A 13,554-nucleotide genomic window follows, 5' to 3' on the forward strand; every position below is an offset into this window, starting at 1 on the left:
TATGAGCAATGACAATAGCAATCCTGCCAATCAGGGGGGCGCTTATTACCCGCCGTTTGGTTACCCTTACTATCCGCCGACCGCCCCGGCTCCGGAAGCCGCCACGCCGCCGCCACAGCCGGCGATGTACTGGCCGCAGCCCGTGTGGTATCCGCCGCACATGATGCCGGGGTATCCGCCGGCGGGATATCCGCTGCCGCCTCAACCCGGCGTGCCGCCGCAGGCTATGACGCCGCCGCACCATTCCCATCATCATCATGCGCAGTCGGCTTTTGACTGGAACAATCAGGCTCAGAGCATGGTGGAAAACATGATGGGTGAACAAGCCGGGATACTTAAAAGCATTATCGGCACCATCGGTATGGACGATAAGGAATTCTGGAAAGGGGCGATGATCGGCGCGGCGGCTACGCTGTTGTTGACCAATGAAAGCGTGCGCAACTTGCTGCTGCAAACCGTCGCCAGCACCGGCGATTTACTCAAAACCAGCGGCGCAAAAGTAAAAGACGGCGTGAAAAGCGGCGCGGAAACCCTGAAAGAAACCGCTACCACCAGTTCAACGATTTTTCGCGATACGCTGAAAGCGGGGAAAGAGGGCTTCAATGAGTCGGTAGAGCGTCATCGTCAGCAAGCGCAACCTGCAAACGAGCCGGCAAGCGAGGAACCTCAGAATGAGCAACAACCGTGACAGTCTGAGCCCGGTAAGCCGGGCCGTTATCGCCGGGGCATTGGTCGGCACTACGGCGTCCTGCGTCGAGCAGTGGCGACACTATCAAAATGGCGAGAAAACCCTGCATCAGACGGCGGCGACCGTCGTGTGCAATGCGGCGAAAGGCGGACTCGTGGGGGGCGCCGTGATGGCGGTTGCGGATGCGACCGCCGGTCGGCCGGTGTTGACGTTGCTGACATTACTGAGCGCCGGCGCCGCCGGTATTTATCTGATGGATGCGATCGCTAAAAAGGACGTAGATAATGAAACAGCCTGATTATCCTTATGCGTACTACCCGTATTACACGCCATATCCTCCCGTACAACCGTTGTCGCAGACGCCGTATCCTCCGGCGCAGCCGTTGCCGCAAACGCCTTATCGTCAGGCCAACGGCAGAGCGCACCTGATTACCGGCGTGGTTGCCGGGGCCGCAATCGCTTACCTGCTGAGTAATCGTGAAGTTCAACAAGGCATCACGACAACGGCCAGCAAAGCATGGGGTACGGTTCGTGGCGAAGTGGAGGAGTTAAAAGAGCGGTTAGCCGATTTACAGGCTGAACTTGAGTATTATCGTAACCGTGAGCAGGATGCCGAGTGATTGCTAATTTGCCTGACGTCATCACGCTGGTGCATCAGTTACCGGGACGGGTGCGCTTGCGTATTCCGCAGATGCGCCGTTACCCGGAAAGTCTGGTCTGGTTGAAACGGCAGTTGCTGTCTTTCAGCGGCGTGAATGGGGTTCGTTTGCGTCCTGAAGCCTGCTCCGCGGTCATCACCTACGATCGCGAGCAGACCAACGGCAAAACGCTGTTGCGCAAGGCGCTGGCGCTGGACTGGCAGACGAGCGTTGCGGGCGATTATGAGGCTGAATACAGCAATAGCGATAATCTGCTCAATTTTGGCGGCATTGTCCTGACCCAAATGCTGCCGCGCCGCTGGGCCGCGCTGCCCGCTTTACTGCTCACCGCGCCCACGCTGGCCGAAGGCGCGGAAAGCCTCGCTCACGGCCAACTGAAAGTGGAAGCGCTGGACGCCATGGCGCTGGGGCTATCAATGGCGCGGGGCGACCACCGTACCGCGATGATCACGCAGTCGCTGTTGACGCTGGGCGAGTATCTGGAGCAGGAAACCAGCCGCCACTCCGACGCGTTGCTGGCCGACCTGATGCAACCGAGAGAACACCCGGTTTGGGTTGAGCGGCAAGGCGTGCGCGAAGAAATTCAAAGCGGTGAGTTGGTCAACGGCGATTTGATGCTATTGGGGCCGGGAGACAATATCCCCGCCGATGGTTCGGTGCTGCGCGGCGTGGGGCTGATTAACCAGTCCTCGATGACCGGTGAAGGCGTGCCGGTGCGCCGGGAGCGCGGCGCCTGGGTCTACGCCGGCACGCAGGTGCAGGATGGCAATATCGTGGTCCGCGCCGAACGGGTCGGCGATGAGTCTTCCACGGCCAATATCCGACGTTTTATCAGCGAGTCTTTGAGTCAGCGCAGTGAAACGCAACGCGTGACGCAACAAATGGCCGACCGGCGGGTCGCGATCACCATGGGCGTCGGCGCGGCGGTATTCGCCCTAACCCGCGACTGGCAGCGTCTGGCCGCCGTATTCCTGGTGGATTACTCATGCGCGCTGAAGCTGAGTACGCCAATCGCCTTTAAGTCGATCATGAGCCGCGCGGCCCGTCAGGGGCTGTTGCTGAAAGGCGGCAGGGCGATTGAGCGACTGGCCGCCGTCGATACCGTGGTGTTCGATAAAACCGGCACCCTGACGCATGGCGATATGCTGGTAACCGATGTCGTCAGTTTCGATCCGCAAAAGGCCTGGGCCGAGCGTTTGCTGGCCATCGCCGCCTCGGTTGAAGAACACAGCAATCATCCGCTGGCGAAAGCGGTGGTTGCGGCGGCGGCGCACCATGAGCTGCCGCATATCAATCATGGCGAAGTGGAGTATGTCATTGCCCACGGTTTGCAGTCCGAGATGGACGATCACCGCATGGTGGTAGGCAGTCGTCATTTCCTGAGTTGCCATTATGATATTGATTTTTCAGCATTTGAAAATGAAATCGACCGGCTGGAGTCGCAGGGCCGTCACCTGTTGTTCATCGGTCTGGATGAGCGTCTGGTCGGCATGATCGGCCTTCAGGATAACGTGCGCGAAGAGGCGGTCGACGTGATCCGGCGGTTGCGCGAGCTGGGGGTGAAAAACGTCGTCCTGCTGACGGGGGATAAAGCCGAAAAGGCGCAGCAACTGGCGCAGGAATTATCCATCGATCGCTTCTTTGCCCAGGCGACGCCGGAAAGCAAAGTCGATGTCGTGCGCGATTTGCAACAGCAAGGGCATCGCGTGTTATTTATCGGCGACGGCATCAATGATGCGCCGGTGCTGACTCAGGCCGATGTCGGCATGGCGATGAACCAAAGTACCGAGTTGGCGCAGCAGGCCGCCGATGCCGTCCTGTTGCAGGATAATCTGGAGGGCGTGGTGACTGCCTGTGAAATGGCTCAGGAAGCCATGCGCCTGGTTAACAGCAATATCAAACTGACGGAGTGGGTGAACAGCTCGATTATGCTGGCGGCCGCCATGGGCTGGCTGAAACCGACGGCCAGCGCGCTATTGCATAACGGCACCACGCTGGGCGTATTATTGCGCTCGCTGGCGGCCAGGAATCGCAGATAAAAAGTCAGCGCGAAAAGCACATACAGACGGTAACGTGATTTGCATTGCGTTCCCGCCTGTTTCCGCTTTCTTGCGCATAGGAATAGAGGATCGTCGGTGATTATTCGTAATAAGGCGCTCCAGGTAAACGGGCTGATCTATACCATCAGGTCGGCCATCGAAACCGATGCCGAAGAGTTAGTCCAATTGAGGCCGCAGATCGACGGCGAGACGGAAAATCTGGATCGGGAACGCGGTGAAGCCTTTATTGATGTCGCCGGATTTGAGCGGTTAATCAGGTCGGATTCGCACAGTCCGGTAAACTTATTTCTGCTGGCTGTCGTCAATCGACGTATTGTCGGTTTTTCGCGCTGTGAGGGTTCTCATCTCAAGCGGCTGGCGCATACAGTCGAATTTGGCGTGTGCGTGCTGAAAGACTTTTGGGGATATGGTATCGGGAAACATCTGCTAACTGCGTCTATCGCTTGGGCTGACGCCAACGGCATCAAAAAGATGGCGCTGAGCGCCCTGGAAACCAACGTAAGAGCGATTAACTTGTATCAACGTTTTGGTTTTGAAATTGAAGGGATATTAAAAAACGATAAAATCCTTTGCGACGGAAAATACTACAACACGGTGGTAATGGGGCGATGGCATGACGATGAAAATACACACTGTTGAGAATCGGCGGCGCGAATAATCGGGCGCAGACCGCTATGGCGACTGTTCGGCAAAAGGTTCGGCGCCGGATACTAAATCAAGGACAGCGCAGCGTAGGCGGATGATACAAGGGAAGGCGCGAAGCGGGATACCCTGTGAATAAGGGATACCGGGCGGGCGAACTTGCTTTAGCCTGCCACTTCCCCTAAGCTGGCAAAAAGTAAAGAGAAACAATCTCAATGACTCGGGGTGCCCTTCGTGGTGAAGGCTGAGAGATACCCGTTGACCTGATCTGGATAATATAATTATATTATTTATCATGGTGTTATGAATTGTTTTCCCTATTCACTTCCCTAACCATTCCCAATCTTAGGGAAGTGAGGTGGTACCTATCTCGCTCAATCCCCTGAAATACTCTGCAACAAAAAACCAGAAACTGTGCTTTTCGTTTCCTGTCTTCCATCTGTGAGATAGCGTTGTTGCTATTGCTTGGCATAAGATAACGCTCAGATAAATCGGGCATAAAAAATCGTTCGGTATCAGAACAGGATAATAAGAATGAAGTCAGGTGAGGTTATCAAAGCTGCGAAGCAATGGTTCAGGCTGAGCAACTATGATGTTTTACAGGAAATCACGTTAAACGACCTAAGTGACGAGCTGAGTCGCCGGGCAGTTTTGTTCCGTTATGATTCCACCAATGAACAAAGTCCACGCTATCAGCGCTATCTAGAAGAAGAAGCCAAGATACTGGCTGGCACTCCGCTATTAATCAGCTCAACCAAAACTATTCCCCCATCATCCAAAAAGAAAAACCCTCTGGCTGATGCCACATTACATGTTCAGCATATCACCGTTGGGGATATTAGCCGCTATGAGGCAGACTTACGGAAACTCAATTTACTCCAACGTAGCGATGTTTCGCCTGATGCACCATCAGTACCAGTATCAAGAGAACAGGGTAAACAGCGATTAACGGACATCGATCGTCTGAATGATGATCACCCCTTGTATCTGTGGCTAAACATCAAACGTCTGACTGATGATGAAGTTATCGAACATATCAAAATCATGCTCCCACAATGGCGTAAGGAGTATGGCATAACGGAACCAGAGATCGGTTTATTTCGCTTTGGTCTGAGCACGATTAAGAAAGTGATCTCCCTGAGAACTATCCCTATGCTGGATCTGATGTTATGGGCTAATCATCGAGGGGTAAAAATCTCTAATGAGCAAATGTCACGTTTACTCTATCCGAATGATTCAGAGGTGATTAGAGGAGGGGCGCAAATTAAGGATACCGATAAACCTTTTGCGGAAAAAGCACGGACCCGTGAGTTTGCGCGTTTGTTTAACCTCTATCTGAGCAAAGACAGCTACATGATGGATGTCAGAGTGGCTGATGCCATGAAGATGAACGAAAAAGAAGAAGAAAACTAACCTTTCCCACTATCTCCGGGAGCCTGCCATCAAGACAGGTTCCCTTATGCAAAACTAGCGACATTCGCACATTTTCATTTTCCCCAAAATCATATCCCTTCATTGTCTCGAAAGATGTTGTTTACCAACGTCTGCATCTTGTCATTGCCACTTTCCCTAGAATTACTCCTGTCGAAACAAACAGGAGAAGACAATGAAAAATAACAATAAAAATCAACAACGAACAGCGCTCTATGAGCAAAACGAAGTCACACCAAGAAGGCTTATCCGCCTCCCGGAAGTGCTCAAAAGGGTAGGGTTAAGTAGGGCAAGAATGTACGGACTGATCAATGCTGGTCTCTTTCCTAAACAGGTCAGGATTGGTCTGAGATCGGTTGCCTTTATCGAAAGTGAGATAGAAGCGTGGATGGATAGTGTTATTGCTGCCCGTAATGAATCTCACTAATAATATTTTAATAACAACAAGAGGAAATAAAATGAATAATCAAGAAATGAAAAGTATCAAAGAGTCATCTACCAATATTTTTACTGCTATGGCGAAAAATCTTTATATCACAGGAATACGTATATATAAAGAACAAGAAGAACTTGAGGTGTTAGCAGCCATTATGTTGGATAGCGACAGAACCGAATCGTATCTTTCGCATGTTAAAGAGTATCTGGCAAAACGCTTTGATGAGCATATGGAAGAAGTGGGTAAAAGAGAAAGACTGATTTATGTTGATATGGATAAAGTTATGTCTGAAATGAGATATGTACATACTCAAGCATTACTTTTTAGTATGAGCTAACAATACAGTATTTGGCCCCGAAAAGGGGCTAATAAAAAACATAATGAATTAAATAAGCATTTAACTATGAGGATATAAATATGTCTAAAGAGAAGATAGGTGTTAATAAATCAACTGAACTGTTCTATGACCTTGCCTGTAGATCATTTTTCGCAAGCTGGAATATGTTCATGAAAGTCAATGGTGATGGTGACGCCAATGATTATTTAGATGACCCGGATTTTATGAGTCCATTTATTATCCATGTGATTAATCATATTCAGAACAACTTTGAAAGATTCACTGCCCAAGAAGGAAATCACAGTGATATTAATCAGGTTAACTTTGAACTGGTCGCTGCCATGTTAGTAGGGTATTCAGAAAGCTTTAGAAAGTAAGAACTAATCTTGCCCCGTAAGGGGCTAACAATAGTAATAAAGGAAAATATAAATGGTAAACAACAACGAACAAAGTTCTATGACAAATAAAATATCTGTAGTAGTAAGCATGTTGTGTGACGGAACTCCAGAAGTAATGAATACCATTCAAGAAAGCTTTGATGTGTTTGTTGCCCTTAGTGGGTATTCAGTAGAAGAAATGATAGAGAATAAGGGTTTGATTGATGCCTTAAATCGACATATCAATAACGATTTAGTTGATGAGTTAGATCTGGAATATGGCTCTGTTATCATCAATATCGTTTATAACAACTAATTATTTTTACTAACTACTAACATAATAAAAGGATTAAAGATGAAAGAGATTACATTAAAGAAAAGTGAAAAAGAACTAAACGAACTTATTGCCAACATCTTACAAGAATACTGTGATGAAATATATGCCATTTATGAAAAACATCCTGAAACAGCAATCGATATTTTGAATGATGGGTTCCTTTCAAGCATCACATATGATGTTTTGATAACTCGTGAGATGAAGAAATACTCTATCAAAAATGATGTATCTGATATCAATAGAAGAGATTTAAAAGCCACAATCTTGTATTGGCATCAAGAACACATCATTGAACTGGTTTCGAAAAATATAAATAAGAATGAAAATGGAGATCCTGTTTATTGGAAGTTAAAAATAACACTTATTTAATATTCAGATGTAATGATTATTCCCTCGAAAGAGGGAAATAATAAAACTAAGAGGTTTAAGATGATTGATGAATTCCACGTAATGTATATGTATAGAAAAAACCAAGCAGAAGCGGCTACTACCGACATCAAAACACTGGAACAGTTTTTGAAGAAGTTCCGCCAAGTTGTTGCGGAGCGTCGTGAGGAGTATTATCAGGAGATTGGCGAGAAGAAGGCGCGTAAGCTGAGGATGAAGAGGCTCCTCAAGTTGGTGGGGCGGGATAGGGTATCACCAGAGGATCTTATAGGTTAATAATAATTAGCAAGATTAGTGTTATTTTATTTATTAATACTAAAGTTTTAGCTTAGATTACCGATAAAGAATAAGATATTTATATCTCTTCTGAGGTCATTATGGATTCTGACGATAATAAATCAAATAAATTTTCAGGTGCAACGGCTGCTTTTGGGGCATTAGGCAACTTTGGTAAGAAAGTTCTTTCTAAGAAAGATTCTGCCCAAAGTGAGGGGAGCGAAATCACTGAATCGAAAGTTATGCAGGTTCTTGACTGGGCTTATGATAAAGCCTGTAATGGTGTTGTCGGCTTGGATTCTGCACAAGAACTTGCTGAACCATATTTGAATGGTGAGGGAGAGCTTGTTGATAAGGTTAATGCGCTAATACGGTGGCAAAATACAAAAGCGGGAACATCTGGGTTTATAACAGGCCTTGGTGGAATAATTACTCTTCCGGTTGCTATCCCAGCTAACATATCTAGCGTCATATTTATACAAGTTCGCATGATCGCAGCAATTGCTCATATGGGAGGATACGATTTAAAAGATGATCGCGTTAAAACACTTGTATATACCTGTTTAACAGGAAACGCTGCAAAAGATATAGTTAAAAATATAGGTATTACAATTAGTACAAAAATGACTAATACCTTAATAAAAAACATTTCTGGTGAAACAATAAAAGCTATAAATAAAGCAGTAGGATTTAGACTTATAACTAAATTCGGACAGAAAGGTGCTATTAACCTTGGTAAAGCAATACCGCTAGTTGGTGGTGTTGTTGGTGCTACATTTGATAGCGTGTCAACAAATACTATTGGGAACATATCTCGTAATATCTTCATTGAAGAAAAAATCCCTGAATGATTTTTTGTGATAATAATCCCTAATTCTAAATTTTTACTATTTACAAACAGGCCGTAAAATGAAATCTTTAGACCGCGATTTAGCAAGGAAATTAATAAGAGCTGTTGGTGAGGAATATGAATATCAGGTGTCTGGTAATCCTCAAGATGCAGTTTTTGATGTTTACTTTGCAAGAGAAAAACATGGCATCGCTTTTCAAGTCAGACATTCAACGCATCCATCAGCACAAGACGGAGGATGGCTGCAAGTCCATCACTATGAAGGTGAACCTGCTGATTGGGGGCCTGCCCTACACTCACTCAGAACAATTGGTGATGTTGTCGCATTTTGCCAAACGTTGATAACGTTTTCTCAAATTAAATCCAAAAGACAAGCCTAAATAAATTACTCCGATCTTTATCTGGCATATATTGAGTTAATACTTGGTAAGTGCCAGATTAATCCTGAGCTAATGCATTCAAACGGCCATTTTCCTACGTTTTGTATTCGATATTCCAAAATCTGATGAAATAACAGAAAGCTGTTCAAGACTCTCCTCAACAGAACGTTGAAACTCAAGTGCTGCTTCAGTTCGTTGTTTTACCACTAGAGCAACTATTTCTTCATCACCTTTTTCTACAATCGCTTTTCCATAAAGTCTACGTTCATAAAACTTATCAAGATTCCCTGATGATTTTGCAGATGTGTTAGCTGTTGAAAAACTTATTGGATTGAGTTCACCGATGAAACTGTCCATAAGAGATTTTCTCTTTCTATCCAACCTGCGTAGTTCCGTATGGGCTGAGTAATATTCTTTTAGTTTATATTGTGGCTCAGAGTCATCTTCACGCAGTCTGAAATACTCTTCTCGATATTCCTGTATTGATGGTTGTTCTTTAAGTTTTTCAATAGTATCAAAATATGCTAATAAATCGCTGTTATCAACTTTTACTTTTCTCATAAATACCTCGTCAATAATATTTGTTATATTTATATGCTAAGGTATATAGAGAAAGTGTCAAATTCGGCTAAGAATTAAATTAATGTATTTTTATCTTTTGTGCTCTTGGTGAAAAACATTAAAAACTGATTTTTATTTTAAACAAGCAGAAGTGTTTTATATTGCTCGAAAATCAGTTCACCAGAATCAGTATAAATCTCAACCTTGCCGACTTTTCCGTCAGATCTTTTGATTGAATAGCGAATCAATCTAACATTGTAATATTTATCTAACAGGTCTTGGCGATCAGCAAAGTATTTTGACTTTGTTGTATGATCTATTAGATAGTTATAGCTTGAACAAATATGTTTTTTGAAGTCCCTTTCAGACAAGCCACTTTCTCTAATTTTTGTGTTAATAAAATATTTTAGTGGTCGCTCATATACTTCTTTCTCTCTGGCTTTACGGACCTGTTCTTCCTTTTTACGTTGTTGTTCGATGAGATAAAGCCTATCTTTCTCTGCCTGTTGGCGATTTTTTTCATTTTGAATGATCCTATTAACCTGCGAAGCTGTAATAATCTGAATGTCCTTAGACCAGTATCGGTAAGGATTATTCGCCTGAATATTTTCAACTGTAGTGAGTATTTTATCTGCATCAAGTTTTTTATCAAAAGAAATGATACGGTTATTACCATCTTTTGAGATTAATTTAGCTGTATTCTCTAAATTATCCTGACTTCTTAAATTAAATGAGCCTATAACAGTATTTCGACCTTTGTGATATAAAGCTTGTTTTTGATTTTCACGATAACATTCAAGATAAGAATAGAGTTTGAACTCTTCAATGCCAAATGTTTCCTCAAGCATAGTCATTTGTTCTGCTAAGATATTCAGGATATCATTTTTGGATAGTTTTTCATGAAGTTTTATTTCAAGTGAACCGGGTAGTTTTTTCATTTTTACTCCTTATTATTATGTTTTTCAGGATACTGCTTTCAAATGGTTGGCGATATCGGCTAGGTCTTTTCTTTCTGCTTCATTTTCCTTTGTTCGTCTGTATACTTTTCGCGGTTTATCGATCTGGATACTGTTTTTAGCATTAGGAACAGCGTTATTCTTTTTCTTCTTACTAAAAACAAAGGCATCGGTATAGATCTCTTTAGTTTCAGTTTCTAAAGCTAAGCTTCGTCTTTCTTGTTTTGAGTAATCGGTATAGTTTTCTGGATATTGTTCAATCTCAGCATTAAGGCTTCTGGCATTACTTAAATGCTCTTTACGTTTCTCATCAAGTTGGTGACTCATACCCTTGGCGAAAATATTCGAGTTAATATACAGGTGTCCATGATGCTCAACGAGGATGCCTTTCTTTTTTAGTTTTTTGAATATGTTTGACATATTTCCTGATGCAATATTCAGCGCCTTACAGAGTGATGACTGAGAAAGGTTTATAAGGTTTCCGAACTCCATGTATTCTAAGATGTAAGTTAATACACGGAATTCATTCTTAGATATATCCAGATCAGAAAAAACACGAAAGTTAGATGTAAAAGCAAAAACATAGGGCTGTGCAAATGATATTGCTTTATCTTCTTCTGTTGCAATAACGGTAGTTGATTTTATATCTTTGTTTTGCAACAAGTGTCTTGCGATATCAATCTTTTGTTCAGTAGTTAATGTTTCAAATAAACGAAGTAGTTCAGTGTCATTAGTATTCATATTATTCTCTCTTATAGTTTTTATTCTGTTATTTTTAATACTATGCAGAAAAATAAAAGTCAATAGTTAAACTATAAATAAAATAGTACTTTTATTATTATGATATTGCTATATGTTAAAAAACCTATGTTCGAACATAGATCTTGCTATGTTCGAACATAGGACGGATCTATGTGCGCACATAGGTATCTGCTATGTTTGAACATAGCAAAAAAAGGTGTGAAGCCTTGATTCTATTGGGCTGGGACAGTGCTTATAATTAAATAATTAGTAAGAAGTTAAGAGAGTAAAGTTTTCCTTTTGTTTTATGCTGGTGCGGTTTTACTGAGGTACATGTGCTTTTCTTAATATTTATTTTCAGCGAAGTGATTGTTTCATACAATCACAAAGCGCTGCTTTCTGTGACTAAATTTATAGCCATAGTATTGCTATAGGGGAGGAGATTTTCTCTTAACTTTATTAGCGGCTATCGCCGCAATTCTCTATGGATAAATCCATCATTAACAGGGGCAAGCCCTGTTTCAGCAATGTGATTGTTTTGGACAATCACTAAGTGCTGCTTCTTTGAATATAGTTTTCCTATACGTTTAAGAGCAAATGCTATATGTTATCGCGGTAATGCTATGTTCAAAAATAGGATCAATTTTTTATTTTATGATGGAATGATCTGGAAAAGATCTTTCCTCTTTTTATTATCAATATTGAAAAGTTACCTCATCAAGATGAAAATACATATTTCAGAGTTAGGGCGTAGCCATGCTCATGAAAACAGGTTCATCGTTTTCGACAGCACATGAGCGTTAGCTCATAAGATAAATATCTTTTCAAAAGAAGATTAAAACATTACGGAAAACGTTATTATCCAAAAGTTAAATTTGATTTTCCTGAAATAAATATGGTATTAAAAAATAAAACAAAAAGGAAAATAAAAGAATGAAAAATATTAAGATTATTACACTCTTTCACGCCCATGAAAAAATTCCATTTCTGACCTGCATAGTAAAAGACATGGAAGAAAATGAACAAGGAATAAATCTTTCCCTTGAAAACGGTAATAACATTTATGTGAAAGATTACGATTCTTACTTCTTATCAGAATCTGCAAACGCCTGTGATAGTGAGCGAATGGTAAATGTTTATGGGAGATTAATTTCTGAACTCAGCCAAGTCAGCGAAGAAACAATAAGATCGCTGATGTCAGAAACTGAAACCTATAACAGCCAGCATCCCAACACGCCCGTTAGCAAACTGGATGATTATTATTACTGTGGCAGAATGAAAGCTAATGGCCCGGATGAACCCAAACTGATGAACGTGCTCGGCTTGCAGGATCTGCGTGAAGCCCTACACCAAGACAGCTTCTTGTCCGAGCTGGAAGCCGAAGGTGATATCGTTATCCACGACGACATGAGCTATCCAGTGGCTGAGTATTTACATTCTGGCATCAGCATTGGCATAGAGCCTGTAAACCCCATCCGCCAGCGAGATCTGACAGGCGGCTATGTGGTGGTGTTCAGGAACGGTGAGTTCACGAATGAGATTGAGGGCGATCTCTATGAGGCGCTATCACAGGCTGTTGATAGGCTTAAGAGCGCTGTTGTGTTGTGTAAAAATAATTAGTATTATATTTAGAATATCTGTATGTCATCTATCTATTTTAAGTAACTATTAAATTACATAAAATAATTTTTTGTGAACAGCTATATATGAAATTTTTTATTAAGGGTATGTCATGAAGAAAATACTTATTGCTATATCTGTGTTAACGTCTTTAACTGGTTGTGCTGTGAATAGCAATATTCCTAAAATATCATCGGAAGAGTATGTAAACCCATCTATAGGCTCAGCAAACACTGCATATATGGGAGACCCAATAATAAGGTCAGCGACTGGATATAAAACTGAGCTGTTAAAATTGGGTAGTGCAACAGGAGCTATGTCAAATATTAAGGAGGGAACATATTGTCATGTTGGTAATAATGTGTATTCTAATCCAAAAGATAAATCATCAGTTGAATTAAAAAATTTGTATGGACAGGTTGTTAGCTCTGTTAATTATGTGACATATGACAAGAAATCAAATGCGGTGTCACCTCCTAATGGAACATCTTATGAGCCAAATGAAATTTCCATCCAGTATATACCTGAAGGTCTGTGCCTTGTAAGTAACTCCTTAGTGAAGACGATAGAATATAATGGTAAGTCAGCAAGTGTATTAAAATTTACATATAGAGAATTCTCTAATGATATGGCAAGAGCTGCTTATACCACGGATTTTACAGCTGATTTAACTGATGTAAGCAATGTTGTTGCATATAAGGGCGCTAAATTTAAAGTCACGAAAGCAGATAACGCATCCATTTCATATACAATCATTAGTGGCTTTGATAAGGTAAATTCCTTTTAAATAAAATGCTAAATATAGTGGCTTGATTA

At 42.7% G+C, this 13,554-nt stretch carries 19 protein-coding genes; 16 read left to right on the forward strand and 3 right to left on the reverse strand.

Annotated elements, in window-relative coordinates:
- The first annotated feature begins 1 nt into the window (after nucleotide 1).
- The 14 genes from ABRZ28_RS14880 (at nucleotide 2) to ABRZ28_RS14945 (ending at nucleotide 8,860) form a co-directional block, all read left to right on the forward strand.
- Nucleotides 2-688, forward strand: a complete 687-nt coding sequence (locus ABRZ28_RS14880) for a YtxH domain-containing protein (RefSeq protein ID WP_330520691.1) — start codon at nucleotides 2-4, stop codon at nucleotides 686-688.
- Nucleotides 672-986 carry a magnetosome protein MamC family protein gene (locus ABRZ28_RS14885; protein ID WP_319605340.1) on the forward strand — a complete coding sequence of 105 codons (315 nt, stop codon included), beginning with the start codon at nucleotides 672-674 and terminating at the stop codon, nucleotides 984-986. The genes ABRZ28_RS14880 and ABRZ28_RS14885 overlap by 17 nt, the downstream gene beginning before the upstream one ends.
- Nucleotides 973-1,308, forward strand: a complete 336-nt coding sequence (locus ABRZ28_RS14890; protein WP_319605341.1) for a YtxH domain-containing protein — start codon at nucleotides 973-975, stop codon at nucleotides 1,306-1,308. The genes ABRZ28_RS14885 and ABRZ28_RS14890 overlap by 14 nt, the downstream gene beginning before the upstream one ends.
- On the forward strand, nucleotides 1,305-3,386 hold the full coding sequence (locus ABRZ28_RS14895) for a heavy metal translocating P-type ATPase (protein ID WP_319605342.1): 2,082 nt from the start codon (nucleotides 1,305-1,307) through the stop codon (nucleotides 3,384-3,386). The genes ABRZ28_RS14890 and ABRZ28_RS14895 overlap by 4 nt, the downstream gene beginning before the upstream one ends.
- A 96-nt stretch (nucleotides 3,387-3,482) precedes the next feature.
- Nucleotides 3,483-4,046: a GNAT family N-acetyltransferase gene (locus ABRZ28_RS14900; RefSeq protein ID WP_330520693.1), complete on the forward strand. Its 564-nt coding sequence runs from the start codon at nucleotides 3,483-3,485 to the stop codon at nucleotides 4,044-4,046.
- A gap of 537 nt (nucleotides 4,047-4,583) precedes the next feature.
- The gene (locus ABRZ28_RS14905; RefSeq protein WP_330520694.1) at nucleotides 4,584-5,462 is read left to right on the forward strand and encodes a DUF6387 family protein; all 879 of its coding nucleotides are present in this window, start codon (nucleotides 4,584-4,586) and stop codon (nucleotides 5,460-5,462) included.
- Between the two features lie 193 nt (nucleotides 5,463-5,655).
- Complete coding sequence (locus ABRZ28_RS14910; RefSeq protein ID WP_330520695.1) at nucleotides 5,656-5,907, forward strand: helix-turn-helix transcriptional regulator; 252 nt, start codon at nucleotides 5,656-5,658, stop codon at nucleotides 5,905-5,907.
- 31 nt (nucleotides 5,908-5,938) lie between these two features.
- A complete protein-coding gene (locus ABRZ28_RS14915) occupies nucleotides 5,939-6,253 on the forward strand; it encodes a hypothetical protein (protein WP_330520696.1) in 315 nt (104 codons plus the stop codon).
- An 80-nt stretch (nucleotides 6,254-6,333) separates the two neighbouring features.
- The gene (locus tag ABRZ28_RS14920) at nucleotides 6,334-6,630 is read left to right on the forward strand and encodes a hypothetical protein (protein WP_330520697.1); all 297 of its coding nucleotides are present in this window, start codon (nucleotides 6,334-6,336) and stop codon (nucleotides 6,628-6,630) included.
- A 79-nt stretch (nucleotides 6,631-6,709) separates the two neighbouring features.
- Nucleotides 6,710-6,946: a hypothetical protein gene (locus ABRZ28_RS14925; RefSeq protein ID WP_275070997.1), complete on the forward strand. Its 237-nt coding sequence runs from the start codon at nucleotides 6,710-6,712 to the stop codon at nucleotides 6,944-6,946.
- 39 nt (nucleotides 6,947-6,985) lie between these two features.
- Nucleotides 6,986-7,336 (forward strand): hypothetical protein, encoded by a 351-nt coding sequence (locus ABRZ28_RS14930; RefSeq protein WP_330520698.1) that lies wholly within the window; start codon nucleotides 6,986-6,988, stop codon nucleotides 7,334-7,336.
- A 60-nt stretch (nucleotides 7,337-7,396) separates the two neighbouring features.
- Complete coding sequence (locus tag ABRZ28_RS14935; protein ID WP_330520699.1) at nucleotides 7,397-7,630, forward strand: H-NS family histone-like protein; 234 nt, start codon at nucleotides 7,397-7,399, stop codon at nucleotides 7,628-7,630.
- A 101-nt stretch (nucleotides 7,631-7,731) separates the two neighbouring features.
- Nucleotides 7,732-8,481 carry an EcsC family protein gene (locus ABRZ28_RS14940; protein WP_330520700.1) on the forward strand — a complete coding sequence of 250 codons (750 nt, stop codon included), beginning with the start codon at nucleotides 7,732-7,734 and terminating at the stop codon, nucleotides 8,479-8,481.
- A gap of 58 nt (nucleotides 8,482-8,539) precedes the next feature.
- Nucleotides 8,540-8,860: a hypothetical protein gene (locus tag ABRZ28_RS14945; RefSeq protein WP_330520701.1), complete on the forward strand. Its 321-nt coding sequence runs from the start codon at nucleotides 8,540-8,542 to the stop codon at nucleotides 8,858-8,860.
- 78 nt (nucleotides 8,861-8,938) lie between these two features.
- Here the strand turns inward: ABRZ28_RS14945 and ABRZ28_RS14950 are convergent, their stop codons facing one another.
- The 3 genes from ABRZ28_RS14950 to ABRZ28_RS14960 all read right to left on the reverse strand — a co-directional run bounded on the left by ABRZ28_RS14950 (nucleotide 8,939) and on the right by ABRZ28_RS14960 (nucleotide 11,118).
- Nucleotides 8,939-9,421: a DUF4756 family protein gene (locus ABRZ28_RS14950; RefSeq protein ID WP_330520702.1), complete on the reverse strand. Its 483-nt coding sequence runs from the start codon at nucleotides 9,419-9,421 to the stop codon at nucleotides 8,939-8,941.
- A 137-nt stretch (nucleotides 9,422-9,558) separates the two neighbouring features.
- Nucleotides 9,559-10,359 carry a hypothetical protein gene (locus ABRZ28_RS14955; RefSeq protein WP_330520703.1) on the reverse strand — a complete coding sequence of 267 codons (801 nt, stop codon included), beginning with the start codon at nucleotides 10,357-10,359 and terminating at the stop codon, nucleotides 9,559-9,561.
- A 24-nt stretch (nucleotides 10,360-10,383) separates the two neighbouring features.
- The gene (locus ABRZ28_RS14960; protein WP_330520705.1) at nucleotides 10,384-11,118 is read right to left on the reverse strand and encodes an SEN1990 family winged helix-turn-helix DNA-binding protein; all 735 of its coding nucleotides are present in this window, start codon (nucleotides 11,116-11,118) and stop codon (nucleotides 10,384-10,386) included.
- 933 nt (nucleotides 11,119-12,051) lie between these two features.
- Here ABRZ28_RS14960 and ABRZ28_RS14965 point away from each other — a divergent pair.
- Both ABRZ28_RS14965 and ABRZ28_RS14970 read left to right on the forward strand, forming a co-directional pair.
- Nucleotides 12,052-12,738 carry a hypothetical protein gene (locus tag ABRZ28_RS14965; protein ID WP_330520706.1) on the forward strand — a complete coding sequence of 229 codons (687 nt, stop codon included), beginning with the start codon at nucleotides 12,052-12,054 and terminating at the stop codon, nucleotides 12,736-12,738.
- A gap of 112 nt (nucleotides 12,739-12,850) precedes the next feature.
- The gene (locus ABRZ28_RS14970; RefSeq protein WP_330520707.1) at nucleotides 12,851-13,525 is read left to right on the forward strand and encodes a hypothetical protein; all 675 of its coding nucleotides are present in this window, start codon (nucleotides 12,851-12,853) and stop codon (nucleotides 13,523-13,525) included.
- Nucleotides 13,526-13,554: the final 29 nt, after the last annotated feature.

Origin of the sequence: Brenneria sp. g21c3, from assembly GCF_040240345.1 — a bacterium.
Lineage (GTDB): Bacteria > Pseudomonadota > Gammaproteobacteria > Enterobacterales > Enterobacteriaceae > Brenneria.